Source organism: Pseudomonas asturiensis, from assembly GCF_900143095.1.
Lineage (GTDB): Bacteria > Pseudomonadota > Gammaproteobacteria > Pseudomonadales > Pseudomonadaceae > Aquipseudomonas > Aquipseudomonas asturiensis.
On sequence record NZ_FRDA01000008.1, the window covers coordinates 124,598 to 146,307 of the forward strand.

A 21,710-nucleotide genomic window follows, 5' to 3' on the forward strand; every position below is an offset into this window, starting at 1 on the left:
CCGCGCTATTGAGGCTTTTCAAAAGGCTTGTCGAAGGTGATCTTCGGTTCTTTCCACGGTCCTTCGACCTTGTACTGCACGCTGGCAAAGCGCGCGACCTTGTCGCCCAACAGCTTGTCCACCAGGAACAATGCGCCGCCAATGGCTGGCGCGCCAACGATCAGCGCAGCGATAGGCAGGTTGTTGGTGACCGGCAGCGTGACCAGCAGCTTGGCATCGACGCGGTCCTTGACCATGTCCAGCGTGCCGTTCAGCTCCAGGTTACTGGACGGCCCTGTCAGCGTGATGGGGTTACGGGTGACGTAAACCCCGTCGCTGGCCACCAGCAGGCCTTTGACCCGATCGTAGCTGAGGCCCTTGCCGAGCAGGTCAGAGAAATCCAGACGCAGGCGGCGGCCAATGGAGTTGAAGTTCAGCAACCCGAACACACGCAGGGCCTGGGCACCGCCCTCGACCTCCACAAACTGTCCGCTGCGCAGCGTAGCGTCCAGGCTGCCGGTGTAACGTTTGAGCCCGACCCAGGCCGGGGAGCCGGGCCAGCGGCCGTCAAAATTCAGGTCGAAGCTTTCGCTGGTGACTGTGGGTGCAAAGCCCCAGGCCTTAAGGACATCGGCCAGATTCTTGCCGCCCAGATGCCCTTTGAACCAGCTGCTGCTGGATCCGGGGGTCCCCTCCCACACACCTTCGCCTTCCAGCAGAATGCCCTTGAGGCCAAGGCTCAGGTCGGTCATGCGCATACCCGCAACGCTTGGACGAATCTTCAGTGCCCAGGCGCCCAGTAGCTGATCGCCCTGAAACAGCTGGGATATCTTGACGTCCAGCGCTGGAATCTTGCGAGGATCGATATCAGCCAACGGGTCTGGCGCGTTCTCGACCACCGCTGCGTTGGGGTCGGCCGCAGGCAGGCGCACGTACAGCATGTTGATGCCGATCGGCGCGGACTTGGCATCGGGCAACGTAGCAGTGCCCTTGGCCAGCGCGCTGTCCAGCGACAGTGACCAGGCGGCAGCGGCGCGCTGCAGTTGCACACGGACGTCGTCCAGCGTGGTGCCCATCGCCGTCAGCTTGCCGATCTGCAGGTCGACGCTGTTAACCAGCTGTTTGGCGCTGCCGCCCGGGTCGCTGCCCGAGTAGCGGTCTGCGATAGCCTGCCAGGGCGCAACGTCCAGCTCCGTCAGGCTGCCACGGATTCGCAGTCCCTTGGCGTCGGGCACGATAGCGCCGCCCTTGCCCAGAAACAGTTCGCCGCGTCCGTCAGCGATCTTCCCCGCAGGCGCTGCATAGGCCAGGTTGGCCAGGTCGCCATACGCGGCTCCAAAACGTCTTTCAGCGCCTTTCAGCGTCATGCGGAATTCGCTGGCGCGCTCCTGCTCCGCGGTCTTGCCAAACGGCGCAGGCAGATCAATCGCCACGCCAGTCAGGGGCGAGGTGATCAGCAGAGGACTGTCTTTTTCGTCCAGCGTGAGTTGCAGCTGAAACGGCATGTCGCCCGACACCGGCAGCGGCTGCTTGACGTCAAGCCATTCGGTCAGACGCTTGAGGGTGATCTGCCCATTGGCCACGATGCGCGTCACATTGGCGTCCGGCTTGCCCTCGGCGGTAATCTCTGCCGTGATCGGACGGTCAAACGCCTGGGCACGAATGCCTTTGCCGCTGAGCCCGCTGGTGCTGTCGAAGCGGAAATCGCCTTTGAGTTGTGTGAGGTCCAAAACAGGATCGGCCAGTTTCAGGCGTGCATTCTGGGTGCTGAAATCCACCGCGATCTTCGGTTCGGTGCCTTTGGCCAGGGGAATATCCAGCTTGAGCTTGCCGCTGAGTGGCCCGTCAGCCTGCCATCCGGCGAACGTGCTGCCGGTGCCGATAGGCGCTTCCTGCAGAATCTTCATGCCATCGGCCAGCGTGCCGGAGAAGTTGCCGTCCACCAGCAAGTGACTGTCTTGCCCTGACGGCACGTGAGGAATATTGACGACGACGTTGCTGACCTGCGTATTGAGCAGTTGCCCTTTGCTGGCCTTGACCCGCACACCGCTGTTTTCAACGTAGACCTTGCCATCCACACCGGTCAGCGAAGGCCAGCCCGGCTGGAACGCGAGGGTCGCGTTGTTTACGTCGAAAAACAGACTGATGACCCGCGCGGTGTCGGGGGAGTTCTTGTTCAGCGATCCCTGATACTGGAAAAAGCCCTGCTTGACCGCGCCGCTGACAACGGCCGTGCGCAGCCAATGATCCAGATCGGGACTCAGGACAGCTGGCAGGTACTTGCCGGTGTAGCGCCCATCGCCATCGACCATGCCGACGCGCAGGTCCATGTAGTCTTCCTGATCGTGCTTGAGGTGAATGCGAATCAGGAAGTCGGCAGCGATCTTGCCTTCATCGCCCAGTACCTTGATGTAAGGCGCAATCAAGGTGAAGGCCTGATCGTCCAGTGTCCAGGTCAGACGCGCATTGGCCTTCTGATAGCGCCAGGGCTTGGCGAAAATCGGGTCCAGATGCAGCATGAAATCGTTGGTATCCAGACGCAATTCGCCCTGCCCCAGATCGCCGCTGATGGCCCCGCTGACGTTCGCCGCAGCCGGAGCGCCGTGGTAGGCGTTGAAGCCGACCTTGTCCAGATTGGCAGCAAAGCCCAGGCGCTTGTCGCCGGTCTCCTGCGGGCGATAGTCGAGCAATACGTTACGCAGCCCGCCCGTCACCTTGAGCCCGTCCACCACTGCCATGACCGGGTCGGGCAGCGGTGCCAGCGAGTCGATCAGGGGCGTGAGAGGCGTCAGCTCAAGACGGTCGGCCTGCACGTGCCACAGCTCGGTGCTATCGGCGGTCGCGGCGGTCTGCTTCAATTGCAGACGACTTTCCCAGCGGGTGCTGCCCAGGCTCATGGCCAGCGAATCAAGCTTCACATCGAAGCCCTTTTCCGTGCGTTCGAACCAGGCGTTCAGCGCCAGATTTTCAATGGTCGCTGGCTTGCGCTTGGCATACACACCCTTGAACATCGGGGCATGAAGGCGGGCGACCGCGCTTTTCACCGAGCCCTGACTCCAGCTCAACCAGAATTCGCCGCCGGCCTGCAGCCTGGACAGCGTCCACTCCTGCGTCATGCTTTTGGGCAGCCACTTGGCCCAGTCACTCTGCGGCAGGCTTGCGTAAACGTCGGCCTCGCCTTCTTTCCAGCGACTGGCCTCAATGCGCGACTGCACGTTTACGGCCAGCGGCTGGCCATCTGGCAGGGTCAGACGGGCGTCGAGGCGCTGGTGATAGCTGCCTGTCGCCAGGCTCAGGTTGACGTAGGTAAGGGTCAACGGGGATTCATCGAAGGGTTGCAGGGTCACCTGGCTGTTGAGCAGTGACAGCTGTGACACCATTTGCATCTGCGTCAGCACGTGCTCCGGATTGAAGGCACTGTCCTGGCTGACAGGCAAACCCTGCGCCGCCCAGTGTCCGTCCTGATCCTGCTTGAGCACCACCTTGAGGCCATCGACCTCCAGATGCGCGAGCCGCACATCCCGGGCCAGCAGACTCTCCCACATGTCGGGCACGACCCTGACGCTGTCCAGACGCAACGCGCTGCTGCCCTCACCCATCATCACATCATGGGCAAGCACAACGGGCGTGAAGCCGCTCCAGCTGCCTTCGAGACTGCCGATGCTCAGTGGCATCTTCAACGCCGCGCTGGCTTTGGTCTCCACATCGACGCGGTACTCGGCCACCATCGGCGTGAGCTGCCGCCCGACGCTCACATAAAGCGCAGCGAATACCAGAATCAACGCGCAAAGACTCAGGCCCCAACGGGTCATCGCCGCCACGAAACGCGGAAGACGTTGCATCAGCACGCCCTCCACGACAGGCATCGTCGTTCGGGGCGCTCGACATGAACATGATTCACGCAGGCTGGTCCGGTCAGGTACAGGTTTTGCTCATTCGCCACGCATCATTCTCGATATAAGGGTAGACCGGCAGAACCCCGTCGGGCGCTTGTTGCAAACAATGGAACGGTGACAATCTCAGAGCAGTACGACGTCGTATTGTTCCTGCGAGTACATGGTTTCTACCTGAAAACGAATGGTGCGACCGATAAAGCTCTCAAGCTCAGCCACATTGCCCGATTCTTCGTCGAGCAGGCGGTCAACGACACGCTGGTTGGCCAACACACGATAACCCACTGCCTGATAGGCCCTGGCCTCACGCAGAATCTCACGGAAGATTTCGTAACAGATGGTTTCCGGAGTCTTCAACTTGCCGCGTCCCTGACAGCAATGACAAGGCTCGCACAGCACTTGTTCCAGACTTTCACGGGTACGCTTGCGGGTCATCTGCACCAGACCCAGCTCGGTGATGCCGATGATGTTGGTCTTGGCGTGATCACGCTCCAGCTGTTTTTCCAGCGTGCGCAACACCTGACGCTGATGCTCGCCATCTTCCATGTCGATGAAGTCGATGATGATGATGCCGCCCAGGTTGCGCAGGCGCAGCTGACGGGCGATGGCGGTGGCCGCTTCAAGGTTGGTCTTGAAGATGGTTTCTTCCAGATTGCGATGCCCGACGAACGCCCCGGTGTTCACGTCGATGGTGCTCATGGCCTCGGCAGGATCGACCACCAGGTAACCGCCCGACTTGAGCGGCACCTTGCGCTCCAGAGCTTTCTGGATCTCGTCCTCGACGCCGTACAGGTCGAAAATCGGCCGCTCGCCCGGGTAATGCTCAAGACGATCGGCGATCTCCGGCATCAGTTCAGCAACGAACTGGGTGGTTTTCTGGAAGGTCTCGCGTGAGTCGATGCGGATCTTCTCGATGCGCGGGCTGACCAGATCGCGCAACGTGCGCAAGGCCAGCCCCAGGTCTTCATAGATGACCGTGGGCGGGCTGACGGTCTTGATCTGCTCGCCAATCTGATCCCACAGCCTGCGCAGATAGCGGATGTCCATAAGGATTTCGTCAGCGCCCGCACCTTCGGCGGCGGTACGCAGGATGAAGCCACCCGCCTCCTTGATCCCTTCCAGCGCGACACAATCGCTGACGACTTTCTTGAGACGCTCACGCTCGGCCTCGTCCTCGATCTTCAGCGAGATACCGACATGCGCGGTGCGCGGCATGTAGACCAGATAGCGGGACGGGATCGACAACTGCGTAGTGAGCCGCGCACCCTTGCTGCCGATCGGGTCCTTGGTGACCTGCACAACCAGGCTCTGGCCATCATGAACAAGCGAGGCGATGCTTTCGACAGCAGGGCCTTCGCGCATGGAGATTTCCGACGCATGAATGAAGGCGGCGCGGTCCAGGCCAATGTCGATGAACGCGGCCTGCATGCCGGGCAACACACGCACAACCTTGCCCTTGTAGATATTGCCCACGATGCCTCGACGCTGGGTCCGCTCGACGTGGACCTCCTGCAGCACACCGTTTTCCACTAGCGCCACCCGCGATTCCATCGGGGTGATGTTGATCAGAATCTCTTCACTCATGGCTTGTTACCTTCCAGGTATTGCCAACAGGGTATGCCGAAACGACCCAGCAGTTCCGCGGTTTCGCACAGAGGCAGGCCAACTACCCCAGAGTAGCTGCCTTGCAGGCTTTCGACGAAGATGGCCGCCAGGCCTTGAATGGCATAGCCGCCGGCCTTGTCCTGCGGCTCGCCGCTGGCCCAATAGGCGCTGGCTTCGTGGGGCTGAATCGGGCGAAAGCGCACGCGACTGGTGACGACACGGGTTTCGCTGCGCTGATGGTCGATCAGTGCAATGGCGGTCAGGACTTCATGTTCAGTTCCCGATAGCGCGGCGAGCATGCCCAGGGCATCGGCTTCATCCACAGGCTTGCCGAGAATACGGCCGCCTTGCACCACTGCGGTATCGGCGCCCATCACGCACGCCTGCCGATCGCCCGCCAGCAGCGCCAGACCGGCCCGCGCCTTGCCCAGCGCCAGACGCTCGACGTACGCAGACGGTGTTTCCGAATCGAAAGGGGTTTCGTCGATCTGCGCAGTCAGCACAGTGAAAGGCACACCGATCTGGGTGAGCAGTTCGCGACGGCGCGGTGAGCCGGAAGCCAGATAGAGCGAGGGCATGAAGAACTCTCCGTGTCGGTGGCAATCAACACAGCGCCAGACAGGCCACTGTGTTCACGTTGCGCTTAATTGATCTTCAAACGCTTGCGCAATCCACGTAGGCCATAGCTGACCCACGGCCACAGCAAGGCGCTGACCAACGCGGGCAAGACAAGCGCCAGGGTTGGCTGGCGGTTACCGGTCAGAGCGCTGAGCCACAGCTGGGCGAGCTGCGCCAGACCGAACACCACCAGCAGAACGAGACACTGTTGCCACATCGGAAACATGCGCAGGCGCTGCTGCAACGACATGACCAGAAACGTGATCAGGCTGAGGATGAGTGCGTTCTGCCCCAGCAACGTGCCATACAGCACGTCCTCCGCAAGGCCCAGCAACCAGGCAGTGGTCATGCCGTACTTGTGCGGCAGGGCCAGCACCCAGAAGGTCAGCAGCAAGGCCAGCCACAGAGGCCGGAAAATCTCCATGAACTGCGGCAGCGGCGAAATACTCAGCAAAAGACCAATCGCGAAGGTAAGCCAGACGACCCAGCCATTGCGTCCGGAAACATGACTAACCATCGATACGCTCCCGAGAGCTGGAAGGTGAAGAAGCCGGGGGCTGGGACGTAGCAGGCCGCGAGGCCGGCCTTGACGCGGGCGTTGACGGTGCAGCAGCCGGCGCCTGGCTTGCGCCCTGCCCCGTCGCACGGTGTGGGGTGGTGCTGGTCGGGAACACGGGGACGACCGGCTGCGACCACATCGGGAACGCAGGCGCTGGCGGCGGCAGGGTCGGCACCGTAGCGGGCTCAAGGCCCTTGTCGATGGATTCCTGCGCCAGGGCGGCATCGGCGGCACGCTCTTCAGGCGAACGGCCGTCGGAGAACACCAGCAGCAGGTAGCGGCTACGGTTCAGGGCGGCAGTCGGCACGGCGCGCACGATGGCGAACGGCTGGCCGGAGTCATGGATGACTTCTTTCACGGTCGCCACGGGATAACCCGCAGGGAAGCGTTGCCCCAGACCAGAGCTGACCAGCAGGTCGCCCTCCTTGATGTCCGCCGTGTCGGCAACGTGACGCAACTCAAGGCGCTCGGGGTTCCCGGTGCCGCTGGCAATGGCGCGCAGGCCGTTGCGGTTGACCTGTACCGGAATGCTGTGGGTCGTGTCGGTCAGCAGCAGTACACGGGAGGTATAAGGCATGAGTTCGACCACCTGCCCCATCAGACCCCGGGCGTCGAGCACCGGCTGACCGAGCACCACGCCGTCACGCTCACCCTTGTTGATGATGATGCGATGGGTGAAGGGATTGGGGTCCATGCCGATCAGTTCGGCAACTTCGACTTTCTCGTTGACCAGCGCCGAGGAGTTCAACAACTCGCGCAGGCGCACGTTCTGCTCGGTCAGTGCCGCCAGCTTTTGCAGGCGACCCTGAAGCAGCAGCGCTTCGGTCTTGAGTTTTTCGTTTTCGGCGATCAGCTCGGTACGGCTGCCAAACTGGCTCGCAACGCCCTGGAACATGCGCTGCGGCAAATCGACGATCCAGTAGGATTGCATCAAGACCAGTGACATCTGACTGCGCACGGGCTTGAGGATCGTGAAGCGTGCGTCGACCACCATCAACGCCACGGACAACACAGCCAGCACCAGCAGACGAACGCCCAATGACGGGCCTTTTGCGAAAAGCGGTTTAATAGGCCGCTCCTCCGGGGCATGCGATCGACGGATCGAGCTTCAATTGGCAGTTATTCATGCGGTATGGAACCGGCCTGGACAGATGAAAGAAATAGGCACCCTGATTCGACATCAGCCTAACGCATACAGGCAGCACAAGCGCTACCTGTAAACAAAAGGCTCATGTCAGGCACCCCGGCGAATTACTCGCTGGAGAGCAGATCCATGGTGTGCTTATCCATCATTTCCAGCGCACGGCCACCACCACGTGCCACACACGTCAGCGGGTCTTCGGCAACGATGACCGGCAGACCGGTTTCCTGAGCCAGCAGTTTGTCCAGATCGCGCAGCAACGCGCCGCCACCGGTCAATACCAGGCCGCGCTCGGCGATGTCCGAAGCCAGCTCCGGCGGAGACTGTTCAAGGGCGCTTTTCACGGCCTGAACGATAGTCGCCAGCGACTCCTGCAGCGCTTCGAGCACTTCGTTGGAGTTCAGCGTGAAGGCACGTGGAACACCTTCGGCCAGGTTACGGCCACGCACGTCGACTTCACGTACTTCGCCGCCCGGGTAGGCCGTGCCGATTTCCTGCTTGATGCGCTCGGCAGTGGATTCGCCGATCAGGCTGCCGTAGTTACGGCGCACGTAGGTGATGATCGCTTCGTCGAAACGGTCGCCGCCCACACGAACGGATTCGGCATACACCACGCCGTTCAGGGAGATCAGCGCGATTTCAGTGGTGCCGCCGCCGATGTCGACAACCATCGAGCCGCGCGCCTCTTCAACCGGCAGACCTGCACCGATGGCCGCAGCCATGGGCTCTTCGATCAGAAACACTTCACGCGCACCCGCGCCCAGGGCCGACTCGCGAATGGCGCGGCGTTCAACCTGGGTGGACTTGCACGGAACGCAGATCAGCACACGAGGGCTGGGCTGCAGAAAGCTGTTTTCGTGGACCTTGTTGATGAAGTACTGAAGCATCTTCTCGCAGACGCTGAAATCGGCGATGACGCCGTCCTTCATGGGGCGGATGGCTGCAATGTTGCCTGGTGTACGGCCCAGCATGCGCTTGGCTTCTGTACCGACGGCCACGACACTCTTCTGGTTGCCGTGAGTACGGATGGCAACAACAGAGGGCTCATTCAGAACGATACCGCGCTCACGCACGTAAATAAGGGTGTTGGCAGTGCCCAGGTCGATGGATAGATCACTGGAAAACATGCCACGCAGTTTCTTGAACATGGGAAAGGGACCCTAGGGAACGCGTGGGTAAAAAAGTGCGGCAAACTCTAACAACGACAGGGATTTTGGGCAAGGAGCCAATATGTTAAATTGGCGCTTTTATGACCACGACCCTCGACGTTAGCGGCTTGAGACCGCAGAAACACGATAGTGTTCCGCATTCTGCTATAAAGCAAACCTGCTCGTATTCCACTGGAGATACCCCCATGGCGCTTGAACGCTCCGACGTGGAAAAGATCGCTCATCTGGCCCGACTGGGCCTTAATGACGCCGATATCCCACGTACCACCGAAGCCCTCAACAGTATTCTAGGGCTGGTCGATCAGATGCAGGCGGTCGATACGACCGGCATCGAACCTCTCGCCCATCCGCTGGAAGCCTCTCAGCGCCTGCGCGAAGACGCCGTTACCGAGCGAAATCGTCGCGAGACTTACCAAGCCATCGCACCAGCCGTCCAGGACGGACTTTATCTGGTTCCGAAAGTCATCGAGTAAGGGAAAGAGCCTGCATGCATCAAATGACTCTGGCCGAGATCGCCCGCGGACTCGCCGAAAAGAAGTTTTCCTCTGAAGAACTGACCCGTGTCCTGCTGGCGCGCATCGCGCAGCTCGACCCTCAGCTCAACAGCTTCATCAGCCTGACCGAAGACCTGGCCATCACCCAGGCCCAGGCCGCAGACGCACGCCGTGCTGCCGGTGAGAATGGTGCCCTGCTCGGCGCGCCGCTGGCTCACAAGGATCTGTTCTGCACCCAGGGCATCCGCACCAGCTGCGGCTCGCTGATGCTCGACAATTTCAAAGCACCGTACGACGCTACCGTGGTTTCCCGTCTGGCCTCGGCCGGTACGGTGACGCTGGGCAAGACCAACATGGACGAATTCGCCATGGGTTCGGCGAACGAGTCGAGCCACTATGGCGCAGTTAAAAACCCGTGGAACCTTGAGTGCGTTCCCGGCGGCTCGTCCGGTGGTTCAGCGGCGGCCGTTGCGGCACGCCTGCTGCCTGCCGCGACCGGCACCGACACCGGCGGCTCCATCCGCCAGCCTGCCGCACTGACCAACCTGACCGGCCTCAAGCCGACTTACGGTCGTGTGTCGCGCTGGGGCATGATCGCCTATGCGTCCAGCCTCGATCAGGCCGGCCCCATGGCCCGCACGGCAGAAGACTGCGCCTTGCTGCTGCAAGGCATGGCCGGTTTTGACGCACAGGACTCCACCAGCATCGACGAGCCCGTCCCGGATTACTCGGCGACCCTAAACGCATCGCTCAAAGGCCTGCGTATCGGCTTGCCGAAAGAGTATTTCAGTGCAGGCCTGGACCCACGCATCGCGCAACTGGTCCACGACAGCGTCAAGGAACTGGAAAAGCTCGGCGCCATCGTCAAGGAAATCAGCCTGCCGAACCTGCAACACGGTATCCCGGCCTATTACGTGATCGCACCGGCAGAGGCTTCGTCCAACCTGTCGCGCTTCGACGGCGTGCGGTTCGGCTATCGCTGCGAAAACCCCAAGGATTTGACCGACCTGTACAAGCGCTCGCGCGCCGAAGGCTTTGGCCCGGAAGTGCAGCGTCGCATCATGGTCGGCGCTTATGCGCTGTCGGCCGGTTATTACGATGCCTACTACCTGCAGGCGCAGAAAATCCGTCGCCTGATCAAGAATGACTTCATGAATGCGTTCGCCGAAGTCGACGTGATCCTCGGTCCGACCACGCCTAACCCGGCCTGGAAAATCGGCGCCAAGACCAACGATCCGATTGCCGAATACCTGGAAGACTTCTACACCATCACCGCCAACCTGGCGGGCCTGCCGGGCCTGTCGATGCCTGCAGGCTTCGTCGAAGGTCTGCCGGTGGGCGTGCAATTGCTCGCACCGTATTTCCAGGAAGGCCGTCTGCTCAACGTCGCGCACCAGTATCAGCAGGTCACCGACTGGCACACTCGCGCACCTGAAGGCTTCTGAGGAGAAACACATGCAATGGGAAGTCGTCATCGGGCTGGAGATTCACACCCAGCTTTCGACCCAATCGAAGATTTTTTCCGGCAGCGCCACGACGTTCGGCTCCGAGCCTAATACCCAGGCCAGCCTCATCGATCTGGGCATGCCGGGCGTACTGCCGGTCCTGAACAAGGAAGCCGTGCGCATGGCCGTCAAATTCGGCCTGGCGGTGGATGCCGAAATCGGTCAGCACAACGTGTTTGCCCGCAAGAACTACTTCTACCCTGACCTGCCCAAGGGCTATCAGATCAGCCAGATGGAATTGCCGATTGTCGGCAAGGGCCACCTGGACATCCCGCTGGAAGACGGCACGGTCAAGCGCATCGGCATCACGCGCGCGCACCTTGAAGAAGATGCGGGCAAAAGCCTGCACGAAGACTTCCAGGGCATGACCGGCATCGATCTGAACCGCGCAGGCACGCCGCTGCTGGAGATCGTCTCCGAGCCAGACATGCGCAGCGCCAAGGAAGCCGTGGCTTACGTCAAGGCGATCCACGCCATCGTGCGTTATCTGGGCATCTGCGACGGCAACATGGCCGAAGGCTCACTGCGCTGCGACTGCAACGTGTCGATCCGCCCCAAAGGTCAGGTCGAATTCGGTACGCGCTGCGAGATCAAGAACGTCAACTCGTTCCGCTTCATCGAGAAAGCGATCAACAGCGAGATTCAGCGCCAGATCGACCTCATCGAAGACGGCGGCAAGGTCATCCAGCAGACCCGCCTGTACGACCCGAACACCAACGAAACCCGCGCCATGCGCAGCAAGGAGGAAGCCAACGACTACCGTTACTTCCCCGACCCTGACCTGTTGCCGGTGATCATCGAAGACTCGTTCCTGGAAGAAACCCGCGCCACGCTGCCAGAATTGCCGCCGCAGAAACGCGAACGCTTCCAGAGCCAGTTCGGCCTGTCGACCTACGACGCCAGTGTGCTGGCCTCCAGCCGCGAGCAGGCGGATTACTTCGAGCAAGTGGTCAGCATCAGCGGCGACGCCAAGCTGGCCGCCAACTGGGTCATGGTCGAACTGGGCAGCCTGCTGAACAAGCAGGGCGTCGAGATCGAGCAGTCGCCGGTCAGCGCCGAACAACTGGGCGGCATGCTCAAGCGCATCACCGACAACACCATCTCGGGCAAGATCGCCAAGATGGTGTTTGAGGCAATGGCCAATGGCGAAGGCAATGCCGATGAAGTCATCGAAAAGCGCGGCCTGAAGCAAGTCACCGACAGCGGCGCCATCGAATCGATGCTCGACGAGGTCCTGGCTGCCAACGCCGAACAGGTCGAACAATACCGCGCCGCAGACGAAGCGAAACGCGGCAAGATGTTCGGCTTCTTCGTCGGTCAAGCCATGAAAGCCTCCAAAGGCAAGGCCAACCCGCAGCAGGTGAACGAACTGCTCAAGGCCAGGCTGGAAGGCTGATACCTGCAAGGGATACGCAGCCGCCTCGCACTGACTGTGGGAGGCGGCCTGTCGGCGATGCGTCTGTTCAGGCGACAACCAGTGACTGGCCTGACGCCTTCGCCGGCAAGCCGCCTCCCGCAAATAGCCGGGCCACATGGAATTGCGTTACAACCGCGCTCACCCACAGGCACTCAGGACCCGACCCATGCGCCGACTTCTCTCTGCCTGCAGCCTGTTGACGTTACTGGCCGGCTGCTCCAGCAACAGCCTCATCGACCCCCACGGTTACGATGAAACCGGGCGTGCTTCGTATTACGGCTCCCGGCATCACGGCAACCGTACCGCCAGTGGCGAACCCTTCGACCAGAACGCCCTGACCGCCGCTCACCGGCAGTTGCCATTTGGCACGCGCGTCAAAGTGACCAATCTCGACAACGACAGATACGTCGTCGTGCGCATCAATGATCGCGGCCCTCACACGCGAGGCCGATTGATCGATGTCTCTCGCAAGGCGGCTGAACAACTGGGTATGCTGCGTAGCGGCACCGCCCCTGTACGCCTTCAGGCCCTCGACTAAGGACGCCCTCGATTCTCCAGCTCTCGACACTGCCCGCCCCTGCCCTGATCCAGATGGTCTGCGGCCTTCTCTTGCTATTGGTCGGCGCAGAGCTGTCGGTTCGGTCGGCCGTGCACCTCGCGGCCCTGTTCAAGGTCAGACCCCTGATCATCGGCCTGACCGTCGTGGCAATGGGCACCAGCGCGCCGCAGATGGCCGTCAGTCTGCAGGCGGCCTTCTCGGACAACACCGACATCGCGGTGGGCAGCGTGATCGGCGGCAACATCTTCAATGTGCTGGTGATTCTGGGGCTGTGCGCCCTGATCATTCCGCTGCGGGTGGCCCGGCAGGTGCTGCGCGTGGACATCCCGCTGATGATCGCGGCCTGCCTGCTGGTTATTGGTCTGTCGTGGACCGGCGAGCTCAGCAAGTTCGATGGCGTGCTGCTGCTGGCCGCCATGCTGGCCTGCCTGTTTGTTGTCATCCGCCAGGGTGGACAGGTGCCACGCCATGGTGATGCAACCACCACCGAAAAACCCCGCAGCCTGATGCGCATCGCGTTGCTGGCGGCAGGTTTGCTGCTGCTGACGGCGGGTGGGCAGTTGCTGGTGGATGCCTCGGTGGTGATCGCGATCAACCTGGGGCTGTCCGAGCGCATCATCGGCCTGACCGTTATCGCCATCGGCACCTCACTGCCCGCCTTGATGACCTCGCTGATTGCAGCTTTGCGTGGCGAGCGCGACATCGCCGTCGGCAATGTGATCGGCAGCAACCTGTTCAACCTGTTGGGCGTGCTGGGGTTAACCGCGCTGATTGCGCCGGTACCGCTGACCATCTCACCCAATGCACTGGTCTTCGACTTGCCGATCATGTTGGGCGTCGCGGTACTCTGCGTGCCCCTGTTCTATTCCGGCTACCGGATAGACCGCATCGAAGGCCTGTTTCTGTTGTCGCTTTACCTGACCTACGGCCTGCACATCGTGTCGATCAGCTCCGGCATGCTGCTGGCCGAGCGCCTGGAAGGCATGATGCTCAGGTTCATCCTGCCGCTGCTGGGCGTGATCGTTGCCTTTGGCACCGTGCGCGCCTGGCGAAGACAACACTGACGGCCATTCGAAACGCCCGACCACTAAGCCTGAGGAGAAATGCCATGACAGACAAAACCATCAGCAATGGCGAACAGATTCGTCGCCAGGTGATGGGCGATGCCTATGTGGACCGCGCACTGGGCAACGCCACCGACTTCAGCCAGCCGTTGCAGGATTTCGTCAACGAACACGCATGGGGCAGCGTCTGGAGCCGCGAGGGCTTGCCTCTGAAAACCCGTAGCCTCATTACTCTGGCCACCCTGACCGCACTCAAATGCTCTCAGGAGCTCAAGGGCCATGTGCGCGGCGCGCTGAACAATGGCTGCACGGTGGAAGAAATCCGCGAAGCGCTGCTGCATTGCGCAGTGTATGCAGGCGTACCGGCCGCCATCGAGGCGTTTCGTGCAGCGCAGGAAGTGATCGACAGCTACGTGACGCCAGACTGAGACCTGGCTACATGGGACAGTAGTCAGTCTGATGACACAGTTGCCACCCTTCGAGTGGCAACTGCATTCATTCCGCACAAGGGACAGGCCGCTCAGAACAACCCAGGCGTGCCTGCCTCGCTACCGCGCACTGACGGACGTGTTCGACCACATTAAAAGCTGATGTTTAAAGCCGTGGCTCGCCGCCTGATAGTAGCTAATAGCAAACCATGATCAACAGGTCCCGCCGCCCACGATTACGGTTCTCGCTCCTTCCCTGTGCGCTATCTTTACCCAGAACTACTCTGACGCCATCGGAAGGTGTTGCGAGTGGGGGGCTGGCCATACCGGCGGCCTTGAGCAACGACCCGGAGCGATATGGACGTCAGACACAGCCTCATCAAAAGAATCGTCATTGTGTTCGCGCGGATGATTGCGTTCATAGCCGTCATTCTTGTCGCTGCGCTCGTTGCGATCTTTCACGGGGTTTTACCGCCAGGTGCCCGGTGGATGCCGATTCTCAATGGATTTGATGGATAATATTAAGGCACCGTAATGGATATTTTAGTTATTGAGGATCACCCCGACATCCACGACAACCTGGTGGAATACTTTGAACTAAAAGGGCACACCGTAAAGGGCGCACTTGACGGTTTAAGCGGGCTGCACCTGGCGGCCACCCAGAAGTTCGACGCAATCATTCTCGATATCATGCTGCCGGGCATTGATGGCAACCAGATATGTCGAAGCCTGCGTCAATACGCCAAGACTGAAGTCGCGATTATCATGCTCAGTGCCCGCGACGAGCTTGAAGATCGTCTGGCAGGTTTCAGCGTGGGCACTGACGATTACATTACGAAACCGTTTGCCATGTCGGAAGTCCTTGCCAGGGTCGAAGCAGTCGTCGCCCGCAGTCAACGAAGGAATAACCGAATCATGGTCGTTGCAGACCTGACGTTTGACCTGGACACCTGGGAGGTTTCCCGAAGCGGCAAGCGCCTCAAACTCAACCCTGCCAGCATGAAGTTGCTGGAGTTATTAATGCGCAAAAGTCCTGACCTCGTAAAACGCGCAGAACTTGAAGATGTCGTTTGGGGGCGAGACGCGCCCAACAGTGACAGTTTGCGCAGCACTATCCATATCCTGAGACGTACATTGCACAGCGGTTTTGATGCGCCCTTGCTGCACACCGTCCATGGACTTGGTTATAAACTCAGCCAGGCGGAATAGTACGTTCCAGGGCAACATGGTTTTCACGATCACTTGACTCAGTCACAACGCGGATCGCTCTATTTTTTGCTCATGAACACCCGGAGAGCGTCATGAGCAGCCCAGTCAGACTCAAGTTTTCTGAACCTTACGATCAGGACCCTGCAGAGCAGTATTTCCTGAAACACCACGCCACGCTCGCCGGTCGCCTGTCCCACTTGCGGGATGAGCACATGGTGCGCAAAGCACTCAAGCGAGCGGGAGATCCAGGTTTGGTACTGGATCTGCCCTGCGGCGCAGGCAGGTTCTGGCCTGTGCTGTCAGAAAAGAAAAGTCGAATCATCGTAGGGGCAGATCACTCGGCAGACATGTTGAGCACTGCCTGTTCGCTTCAGGACCCGGACATCGTCAAGCGCGTCAAACCGCTGCAGACATCCGCGTTCAATATTTCGCTGCCCAATAACTCGGTGGATACCATTTTCAGCATGCGCCTGTTTCACCACGTGGGCGAGGCCGAAAACCGTATGACGATGCTCAGAGAGTTTCACCGCGTTACCCGAGAGACCGTCATTCTTTCACTGTGGGTCGATGGCAACTACAAATCCTGGAGGCGTAAACGCCAAGAGGTTGCTCGCAAGGAACAGGGTGAGCACGGTGAGAACCAAAATCGGTTTGTACTGAATCGCGCGACTGCAGAAGCGGAATTTGTTTCGGCGGGGTTCGTCATTGAGGAACGTATTGATTTCATACCGTTCTACGCGATGTGGCGGGTCTACGTGCTGAGCAAGCTGTAACGGATGCCAGTGGCACCGCTTGTGCGGTGCCGGATTGTGTATAAGAAAGGTTTTCCTGCTGACACAACAGTAACTCTACACGCGTTGACCAAACGTCAGACAGCGCCCAATGAGCAATTATTATTTCAACTGCTCGTGAGTCAGGCTCTTCCATTGCACTGCATTCAGTGAACCGAGAATCCTGGGTATCGCCTGACCGTCCATTTTCACAAAAAATGCTTCAGTGTATTCACTGGATCGCTCACCGGCAGGCACCCCCATTGTTCGCTCAAAATGATCGATGCAACCGCTGTGCGTGATCAGCACCAGGTTTTCACCTCGTGCTTTGTGGCCGACGACCTCATCCTTGAAGTGGCTGTTGCATTCACCCACCCAGTCCTGAGCGACCACAGCTTGTCCGGCGACGTAACGCGCCGTCTGCTGTGTGCGGGTTGAAGGGCTGGCGATCATGCTGGCCCGCTCAAGCCCCAACCGTTGCAGACCCGCGCCGACATCAGAGGCCATATGGCTGCCGTTCACCGTAATGCCGTCAGCGTTGCCGAGACAGCGATTGGCAGACCGGTCGCAACGTTCTGCGTGCCTGATCATGACCACCACATCGCCATGCTTCCACTGCTCGACAAGCCCCGAGCTGACCAGGTTTTTGCCGCTGCCAAGGTCTACAACACGGGCGGTGGTCAGGTACCAGATCAAGGTGGTGGCGAGCATTAAAGAACAGACAGCGATCACTGTGTGCCAGCTGAAGAGGCGAACCGGGCCAACGCGAATGTTGAGCTCGCCCAGATCCTGAATAAAAGTATGTGCCATGTGAATGCTCCTGTTGGTCACCGTGATGCCGCTTAGTGCACGTGAAGCCTCGCTTCACAACATGAGCCTGAACATAAAGTTACTGCCGTGGCAGAGCAGTGAAGAAGATGTCAAAAATTAGTCGGCGACAAGAAGCACCCCAGAAAAAAGACGGGATCACCTTATTTGAAAAACAACGAAGATGAGCGCCGCACTGCTCGACCTTTTATCACCACCTTTTTCACATAAATTTTATAATCCGCACCCTACAGTTCGCAGCCTTGCCGCAGCCACTCTCGCGCTGCCCAATAGTTGCTTACTGACGTCAGGAAGACCGGCATGTGGAAGATCAAAGCAGCTCGCCCCGAGCTTGCGATTATGCTCGCCAGTGTGTTTTTGTTGCTGGCGTTTAACACGACGTTATGGCAACACCTGTTCGACATTACCGACAACCATGACGGAAATACCGTACTGCGTGTCGCATTCGGCCTTATCGTGCTGTGTATTTTTAATGGTGTACTCACGTTATTTGCGTTTAAAAGAGTCCTCAAACCTCTGCTGACGGTCGTGTTTATTCTGAGCGCAGCGGTTTCATACTTCATGAGCCAGTATGGCGTGTTGATCGATGTCGGCATGTTCAGAAACGTGGCCGAAACCAACATCACCGAAGCTCAAGGACTGCTGTCTCTCAAACTTGTCGCCTACCTTGTCCTGCTGGGGATAGTGCCTTCCGTCGTGCTGTGGAAAACCCCGATCAACTACAGGCGCTGGCACAGAGAGTTGCTCAGCAAAGCCATCGTCCTCGCAGGCTGCGGTTTTGTGATGGGTTCGATGGCCCTGCTCAATTATCAGGGGTTGTCATCGCTTCTTCGCAATCACCATGAATTGCGATTGATGGTGGTTCCCAGCAATTACATGGGCGCCTCCATCAGCTACCTGCGTGAGAAGGTGATCTCCGCCCGGAAGCCGTTTTCAACCGTCGCTGAGGACGCAACGCTGAGCAACGCCTGGGCGCAGCATCCGCGTAAATCCCTGACGGTCCTGGTCGTCGGCGAAAGCGCACGGGCCGATAATTTCGGGCTGCTTGGCTACACCCGAGACACAACACCCGAACTGCGCAGCCAACCGGGCGTGATTGCATTCAGCGACATGCAATCCTGCGGCACCGAGACAGCGGTATCGGTACCGTGCATGTTCTCGAACATGGGCCGAAAAAACTACAATCCAACCACCGCCAAGAATCAGGAAGGGTTGCTTGATGTGCTCAAACGGGCTGGCGTGGATGTCATTTGGCGAGACAACCAGTCAGGCTGTAAAGGAACCTGCGACCGTGTGACGTTTGAAAATGTCAGCAATCTCAAGGACCCTGCGTTGTGCAGGGATAACGAGTGCAGCGACGAAATTCTGTTGCAAGGCCTGCAAGCGCGCATCGACCACCTTGAGAAGGACACCGTACTGGTACTTCATCAAATGGGGAGTCACGGCCCCGAGTACTACAAACGTTACCCAAAGCAGTTTGAGAAATTCACACCGATTTGCGAGAGCAATGCGCTTAATAACTGCTCGCGAGAAAGCATCATCAACAGTTACGACAACACCGTGGCGTATACAGACCATGTGTTGGCCAGCCTGATTAAGCTATTGCGCAGCAATCAGGAAAAGGTCGACACCGCCATGGTGTATCTCTCGGATCATGGCGAGTCATTGGGAGAGTACAACCTGTTCCTGCATGGCACACCCTATATGCTGGCGCCGATGCAACAAAAGCATGTGCCGATGATTGTCTGGTTCTCTGAAAACTATCAGACGTCGTTCGATATCGACTCCGCCTGCCTGGAAAAGAAACGCGATTCAGCACTGAGCCAGGACAACCTGTTTCACTCCATGTTGGGCTTACTTCGGGTCGACACCCAGGCCTACGATCCGGCGCTGGATATGTTTGCAGGCTGCCGAAGTCCCGTCGAAGGCGGAGCGTTGGCAAAGCAATAACATCGTTAATCCCCCCTCGCCTGGCCTCAGGCGAGATGGCGTGCTCAAGAATCAACGCCTCAGCCCTTATATGACAAACACAGTCATCGTTTCTTAACACATTTATGACATTTATCTTGCGCTACGTGTCCGGCATGTGTTCGGGCATTAAAAAACCAGGCTCATGATTCATGAGAGCACAGGGAGCAGCACATGAAAGTGACCGTGTTCGGAACTGGCTACGTGGGGCTGACACAAGCCGCCTGCCTCGCGAAAGTGGGCCACACCGTCTGTTGCATGGATGTCGACGAGAAACGTATCGAAGCGCTACGTGACGGCCTGTGCCCAATCTTTGAACCCGGCCTTGAAGAACTGTTGCGAAACGGGCTGGACTGCCAGCGTTTGCATTTCACTACGGACGTTGCCAAAGCCAGCCGCTTTGCCGAGTTGGTGTTCATCGCGGTAGGTACACCGCCGCAGGCGGACGGCAAAGCGGATCTGAGCCAGGTGTTTGCTGTACTGCGCTCCCTGCTGGGGCACGCTGACGGTGCTCGTCTGATCGTCAACAAATCCACTTCACCTGTCGGGACGGTGGACCGTTTACTGGCCGAAATCGCTGCCAGCCCGCGACGTGATGACGGCTTCGAAGTGATCAGCAACCCGGAATTTTTCAAGGAAGGCTCTGCTGTCAGTGATTGCCTGCGTCCAGACCGGATTATCGTCGGCGGGGCCAGTCAGGCAGCGCTGGAGCTCATGCGTGAGCTGTATCAACCCTTCAGCCGCAACCGTGAAAAGTTTGTGGTCATGGATGCCCGTAGTGCTGAGCTGACCAAGTACGCGGCCAACTGTCTGCTGGCGACCAAGATCTCTTTCATCAATGAACTGGCCAATCTGGCTGAGCGGGTTGATGCAGACATTGAGCAGGTTCGCCTGGGCATCGGCTCAGATCCGCGCATCGGATACGACTTTATCTACCCTGGCTGCGGCTTCGGCGGATCGTGCTTTCCCAAGGATCTTCAGGCGTTGATCGGCACCGCCGAAGAACACGGTATCGAGACGTCACTTCTCAACGCCGTGGAACAGGTCAACCGCCGCCAAAAAAACCGTCTGTTCGAGAAAATCCGCTCGCATTACCACGGCGAACTCAAGGGCAAGGTGTTTGCTATCTGGGGACTGGCGTTCAAACCCGACACCGACGATATCCGCGAGGCCTCCAGCCACGCCTTGCTGGAAGCACTGTGGGCCTCAGGTGCCCAGGTTCAGGCCCACGACCCGCAGGCGATGCAAGCCATGAGTCGCCATTACGGCGAGCGTGAGGACATGAAGCTGGTGGACTGCAAGGAACAGGCGCTTGAAGGAGCGGACGCATTGGTGGTGGTGACCGAGTGGCAGGACTACCGCGTTCTGAATCTGGGCCAACTCGGCAAGACACTGCGTGATCGGGCGGTTTTCGATGGCCGCAACCTGTTCGATCCAACGCAATTGCAGGAAGCGGGCTTTGCATACTATGGCATCGGGCGCGGCCAGAGGGCCCACCCATGACGGTACTCGTGACCGGCGCAGCCGGGTTTATTGGATTCCATGTTGCCAGGCGTCTGTGTGAACTCGGTGTTGAGGTAGTCGGCATCGACAACCTCAACGATTACTACAGCGTCGAACTGAAACAATCGCGACTGGCCATGCTTCAGTGCATGCCCGGCTTCACCTTCAACCGGTTAGACATTACCGACGCAGAGGGTCTTGGCGCTCTATTTGAGCGGCATGGCTTCGAACAGGTCATTCACCTGGCAGCCCAGGCCGGTGTGCGCTATTCACTGGAACAACCCAACGCCTACGTTCAGTCCAATCTGGTCGGTTTTATCAATGTGCTTGAGGCCTGCCGTCAGCACCGGCCAGCGCACCTTGTTTACGCCTCCAGCAGCTCGGTCTACGGGGCTAATACGTGTATGCCATTTCGGGTAGAGGATGCGGTCGACAGGCCGCTCTCCCTGTATGCCGCCACAAAGCGAGCCAATGAACTGACGGCCTACAGCTATTCCCACCTGTATGGCTTGCATGCCACCGGGCTGCGCTTCTTCACGGTTTACGGCCCCTGGGGCCGACCAGACATGGCGTTGTTCAAGTTTACCCAGGCGATGCTCTGCGATGAGCCTGTGGATATCTACAACCACGGCGAGATGGCGCGAGACTTCACTTACATCGAGGACATCGTCGAAAGCATCATGCGTCTGCGCCTGCGTCCACCTGAGTCAGTGGGCGGCGAGCCGCCTCATCAGCTCTTCAATATCGGCCGCGGCCAGCCCGTCAAACTGCTGGAGTTCGTCGATTGCCTGGAGAAAGCGCTGGGCGTATGCGCCAAGCGTCGCTATCTCCCCCTGCAAGCCGGCGACGTACTGCACACCTGGGCCGACGTGACTGCGTTGACCCAGTGGATCGATTTCCAGCCGCAGGTATCGGTCGACAACGGCGTAAACGCCTTTGTTGCCTGGTATCGAGAGCACTATCGATCCGGGCCTCGTCCGCCATCTCTCTAATAAGGACAT

General features: G+C 59.3%; 18 protein-coding genes. 11 read left to right on the plus strand and 7 right to left on the minus strand.

Annotation, left to right across the window (positions count from 1 at the left end; genetic code table 11):
* Positions 1 to 5 precede the first annotated feature (5 nt).
* The 6 genes from BUB69_RS15855 to mreB all read right to left on the minus strand — a co-directional run bounded on the left by BUB69_RS15855 (position 6) and on the right by mreB (position 8,943).
* Positions 6 to 3,821, minus strand: a complete 3,816-nt coding sequence (locus BUB69_RS15855; RefSeq protein WP_073168583.1) for a YhdP family protein — start codon at positions 3,819 to 3,821, stop codon at positions 6 to 8.
* Between the two features lie 177 nt (positions 3,822 to 3,998).
* Positions 3,999 to 5,456: a ribonuclease G gene (gene rng / locus BUB69_RS15860; RefSeq protein WP_073168385.1), complete on the minus strand. Its 1,458-nt coding sequence runs from the start codon at positions 5,454 to 5,456 to the stop codon at positions 3,999 to 4,001.
* Positions 5,453 to 6,055, minus strand: a complete 603-nt coding sequence (locus tag BUB69_RS15865) for a Maf family protein (RefSeq protein WP_073168387.1) — start codon at positions 6,053 to 6,055, stop codon at positions 5,453 to 5,455. Before BUB69_RS15865 ends, rng begins: the two co-directional genes overlap by 4 nt.
* 65 nt (positions 6,056 to 6,120) lie before the next feature.
* Entirely contained in the window at positions 6,121 to 6,612 is a 492-nt protein-coding gene (gene mreD, locus BUB69_RS15870) for a rod shape-determining protein MreD (protein ID WP_073168389.1), read from the minus strand.
* Complete coding sequence (gene mreC / locus BUB69_RS15875) at positions 6,605 to 7,723, minus strand: rod shape-determining protein MreC (RefSeq protein WP_073168392.1); 1,119 nt, start codon at positions 7,721 to 7,723, stop codon at positions 6,605 to 6,607. The genes mreD and mreC overlap by 8 nt, the downstream gene beginning before the upstream one ends.
* Before the next feature lie 182 nt (positions 7,724 to 7,905).
* Entirely contained in the window at positions 7,906 to 8,943 is a 1,038-nt protein-coding gene (gene mreB, locus BUB69_RS15880) for a rod shape-determining protein MreB (RefSeq protein ID WP_002555108.1), read from the minus strand.
* Between the two features lie 206 nt (positions 8,944 to 9,149).
* Between mreB and gatC the strand changes: the two genes are divergently transcribed.
* The 8 genes from gatC to BUB69_RS15920 all read left to right on the plus strand — a co-directional run bounded on the left by gatC (position 9,150) and on the right by BUB69_RS15920 (position 16,413).
* Complete coding sequence (gatC, locus tag BUB69_RS15885) at positions 9,150 to 9,437, plus strand: Asp-tRNA(Asn)/Glu-tRNA(Gln) amidotransferase subunit GatC (protein WP_024687492.1); 288 nt, start codon at positions 9,150 to 9,152, stop codon at positions 9,435 to 9,437.
* Between the two features lie 14 nt (positions 9,438 to 9,451).
* Positions 9,452 to 10,903 carry an Asp-tRNA(Asn)/Glu-tRNA(Gln) amidotransferase subunit GatA gene (gene gatA, locus BUB69_RS15890; RefSeq protein WP_024693996.1) on the plus strand — a complete coding sequence of 484 codons (1,452 nt, stop codon included), beginning with the start codon at positions 9,452 to 9,454 and terminating at the stop codon, positions 10,901 to 10,903.
* Between the two features lie 10 nt (positions 10,904 to 10,913).
* Positions 10,914 to 12,359, plus strand: coding sequence for an Asp-tRNA(Asn)/Glu-tRNA(Gln) amidotransferase subunit GatB (gene gatB, locus BUB69_RS15895; RefSeq protein ID WP_073168394.1), 1,446 nt, complete (start codon positions 10,914 to 10,916; stop codon positions 12,357 to 12,359).
* 187 nt (positions 12,360 to 12,546) lie between these two features.
* Positions 12,547 to 12,918: a septal ring lytic transglycosylase RlpA family protein gene (locus BUB69_RS15900; RefSeq protein ID WP_073168396.1), complete on the plus strand. Its 372-nt coding sequence runs from the start codon at positions 12,547 to 12,549 to the stop codon at positions 12,916 to 12,918.
* A 53-nt stretch (positions 12,919 to 12,971) separates the two neighbouring features.
* Entirely contained in the window at positions 12,972 to 14,003 is a 1,032-nt protein-coding gene (locus BUB69_RS15905; protein ID WP_073168398.1) for a calcium/sodium antiporter, read from the plus strand.
* Between the two features lie 44 nt (positions 14,004 to 14,047).
* Entirely contained in the window at positions 14,048 to 14,431 is a 384-nt protein-coding gene (locus tag BUB69_RS15910) for a carboxymuconolactone decarboxylase family protein (protein WP_073168400.1), read from the plus strand.
* Positions 14,432 to 14,965: 534 nt separating this feature from the next.
* Positions 14,966 to 15,640 carry a response regulator transcription factor gene (locus BUB69_RS15915; protein WP_073168401.1) on the plus strand — a complete coding sequence of 225 codons (675 nt, stop codon included), beginning with the start codon at positions 14,966 to 14,968 and terminating at the stop codon, positions 15,638 to 15,640.
* 92 nt (positions 15,641 to 15,732) lie between these two features.
* Positions 15,733 to 16,413, plus strand: a complete 681-nt coding sequence (locus BUB69_RS15920) for a class I SAM-dependent methyltransferase (protein ID WP_073168404.1) — start codon at positions 15,733 to 15,735, stop codon at positions 16,411 to 16,413.
* A 120-nt stretch (positions 16,414 to 16,533) separates the two neighbouring features.
* On the opposite strand, the gene pmrG is transcribed toward BUB69_RS15920, so the two are convergent.
* On the minus strand, positions 16,534 to 17,220 hold the full coding sequence (pmrG, locus tag BUB69_RS15925) for a lipopolysaccharide core heptose(II)-phosphate phosphatase PmrG (protein WP_073168406.1): 687 nt from the start codon (positions 17,218 to 17,220) through the stop codon (positions 16,534 to 16,536).
* 318 nt (positions 17,221 to 17,538) lie between these two features.
* Between pmrG and BUB69_RS15930 the strand changes: the two genes are divergently transcribed.
* From BUB69_RS15930 to BUB69_RS15940, 3 genes are all read left to right on the plus strand, one after another.
* Positions 17,539 to 19,188, plus strand: coding sequence for a phosphoethanolamine transferase (locus BUB69_RS15930; protein WP_073168408.1), 1,650 nt, complete (start codon positions 17,539 to 17,541; stop codon positions 19,186 to 19,188).
* 192 nt (positions 19,189 to 19,380) lie between these two features.
* Positions 19,381 to 20,709: a UDP-glucose dehydrogenase family protein gene (locus tag BUB69_RS15935; protein WP_073168410.1), complete on the plus strand. Its 1,329-nt coding sequence runs from the start codon at positions 19,381 to 19,383 to the stop codon at positions 20,707 to 20,709.
* A complete protein-coding gene (locus tag BUB69_RS15940) occupies positions 20,706 to 21,701 on the plus strand; it encodes an SDR family NAD(P)-dependent oxidoreductase (protein WP_073168412.1) in 996 nt (331 codons plus the stop codon). The genes BUB69_RS15935 and BUB69_RS15940 overlap by 4 nt, the downstream gene beginning before the upstream one ends.
* The last annotated feature ends 9 nt before the right edge of the window (positions 21,702 to 21,710 follow it).

What these genes read in the sequence shown, in the direction of transcription:
- BUB69_RS15910 (WP_073168400.1), top strand. Translation starts at nt 14,048, where the DNA reads ATGACAGACAAAACCATCAGCAATGGCGAACAGATTCGTCGCCAGGTG.
- BUB69_RS15900 (WP_073168396.1), top strand. Translation starts at nt 12,547, where the DNA reads ATGCGCCGACTTCTCTCTGCCTGCAGCCTGTTGACGTTACTGGCCGGC.
- mreB (WP_002555108.1), bottom strand. Translation starts at nt 8,943, where the DNA reads ATGTTCAAGAAACTGCGTGGCATGTTTTCCAGTGATCTATCCATCGAC.
- gatC (WP_024687492.1), top strand. Translation starts at nt 9,150, where the DNA reads ATGGCGCTTGAACGCTCCGACGTGGAAAAGATCGCTCATCTGGCCCGA.
- BUB69_RS15935 (WP_073168410.1), top strand. Translation starts at nt 19,381, where the DNA reads ATGAAAGTGACCGTGTTCGGAACTGGCTACGTGGGGCTGACACAAGCC.
- BUB69_RS15940 (WP_073168412.1), top strand. Translation starts at nt 20,706, where the DNA reads ATGACGGTACTCGTGACCGGCGCAGCCGGGTTTATTGGATTCCATGTT.
- BUB69_RS15855 (WP_073168583.1), bottom strand. Translation starts at nt 3,821, where the DNA reads ATGCAACGTCTTCCGCGTTTCGTGGCGGCGATGACCCGTTGGGGCCTG.
- mreD (WP_073168389.1), bottom strand. Translation starts at nt 6,612, where the DNA reads ATGGTTAGTCATGTTTCCGGACGCAATGGCTGGGTCGTCTGGCTTACC.
- gatB (WP_073168394.1), top strand. Translation starts at nt 10,914, where the DNA reads ATGCAATGGGAAGTCGTCATCGGGCTGGAGATTCACACCCAGCTTTCG.
- BUB69_RS15905 (WP_073168398.1), top strand. Translation starts at nt 12,972, where the DNA reads ATGGTCTGCGGCCTTCTCTTGCTATTGGTCGGCGCAGAGCTGTCGGTT.
- pmrG (WP_073168406.1), bottom strand. Translation starts at nt 17,220, where the DNA reads ATGGCACATACTTTTATTCAGGATCTGGGCGAGCTCAACATTCGCGTT.
- BUB69_RS15915 (WP_073168401.1), top strand. Translation starts at nt 14,966, where the DNA reads ATGGATATTTTAGTTATTGAGGATCACCCCGACATCCACGACAACCTG.
- gatA (WP_024693996.1), top strand. Translation starts at nt 9,452, where the DNA reads ATGCATCAAATGACTCTGGCCGAGATCGCCCGCGGACTCGCCGAAAAG.
- BUB69_RS15930 (WP_073168408.1), top strand. Translation starts at nt 17,539, where the DNA reads ATGTGGAAGATCAAAGCAGCTCGCCCCGAGCTTGCGATTATGCTCGCC.
- rng (WP_073168385.1), bottom strand. Translation starts at nt 5,456, where the DNA reads ATGAGTGAAGAGATTCTGATCAACATCACCCCGATGGAATCGCGGGTG.
- BUB69_RS15920 (WP_073168404.1), top strand. Translation starts at nt 15,733, where the DNA reads ATGAGCAGCCCAGTCAGACTCAAGTTTTCTGAACCTTACGATCAGGAC.
- BUB69_RS15865 (WP_073168387.1), bottom strand. Translation starts at nt 6,055, where the DNA reads ATGCCCTCGCTCTATCTGGCTTCCGGCTCACCGCGCCGTCGCGAACTG.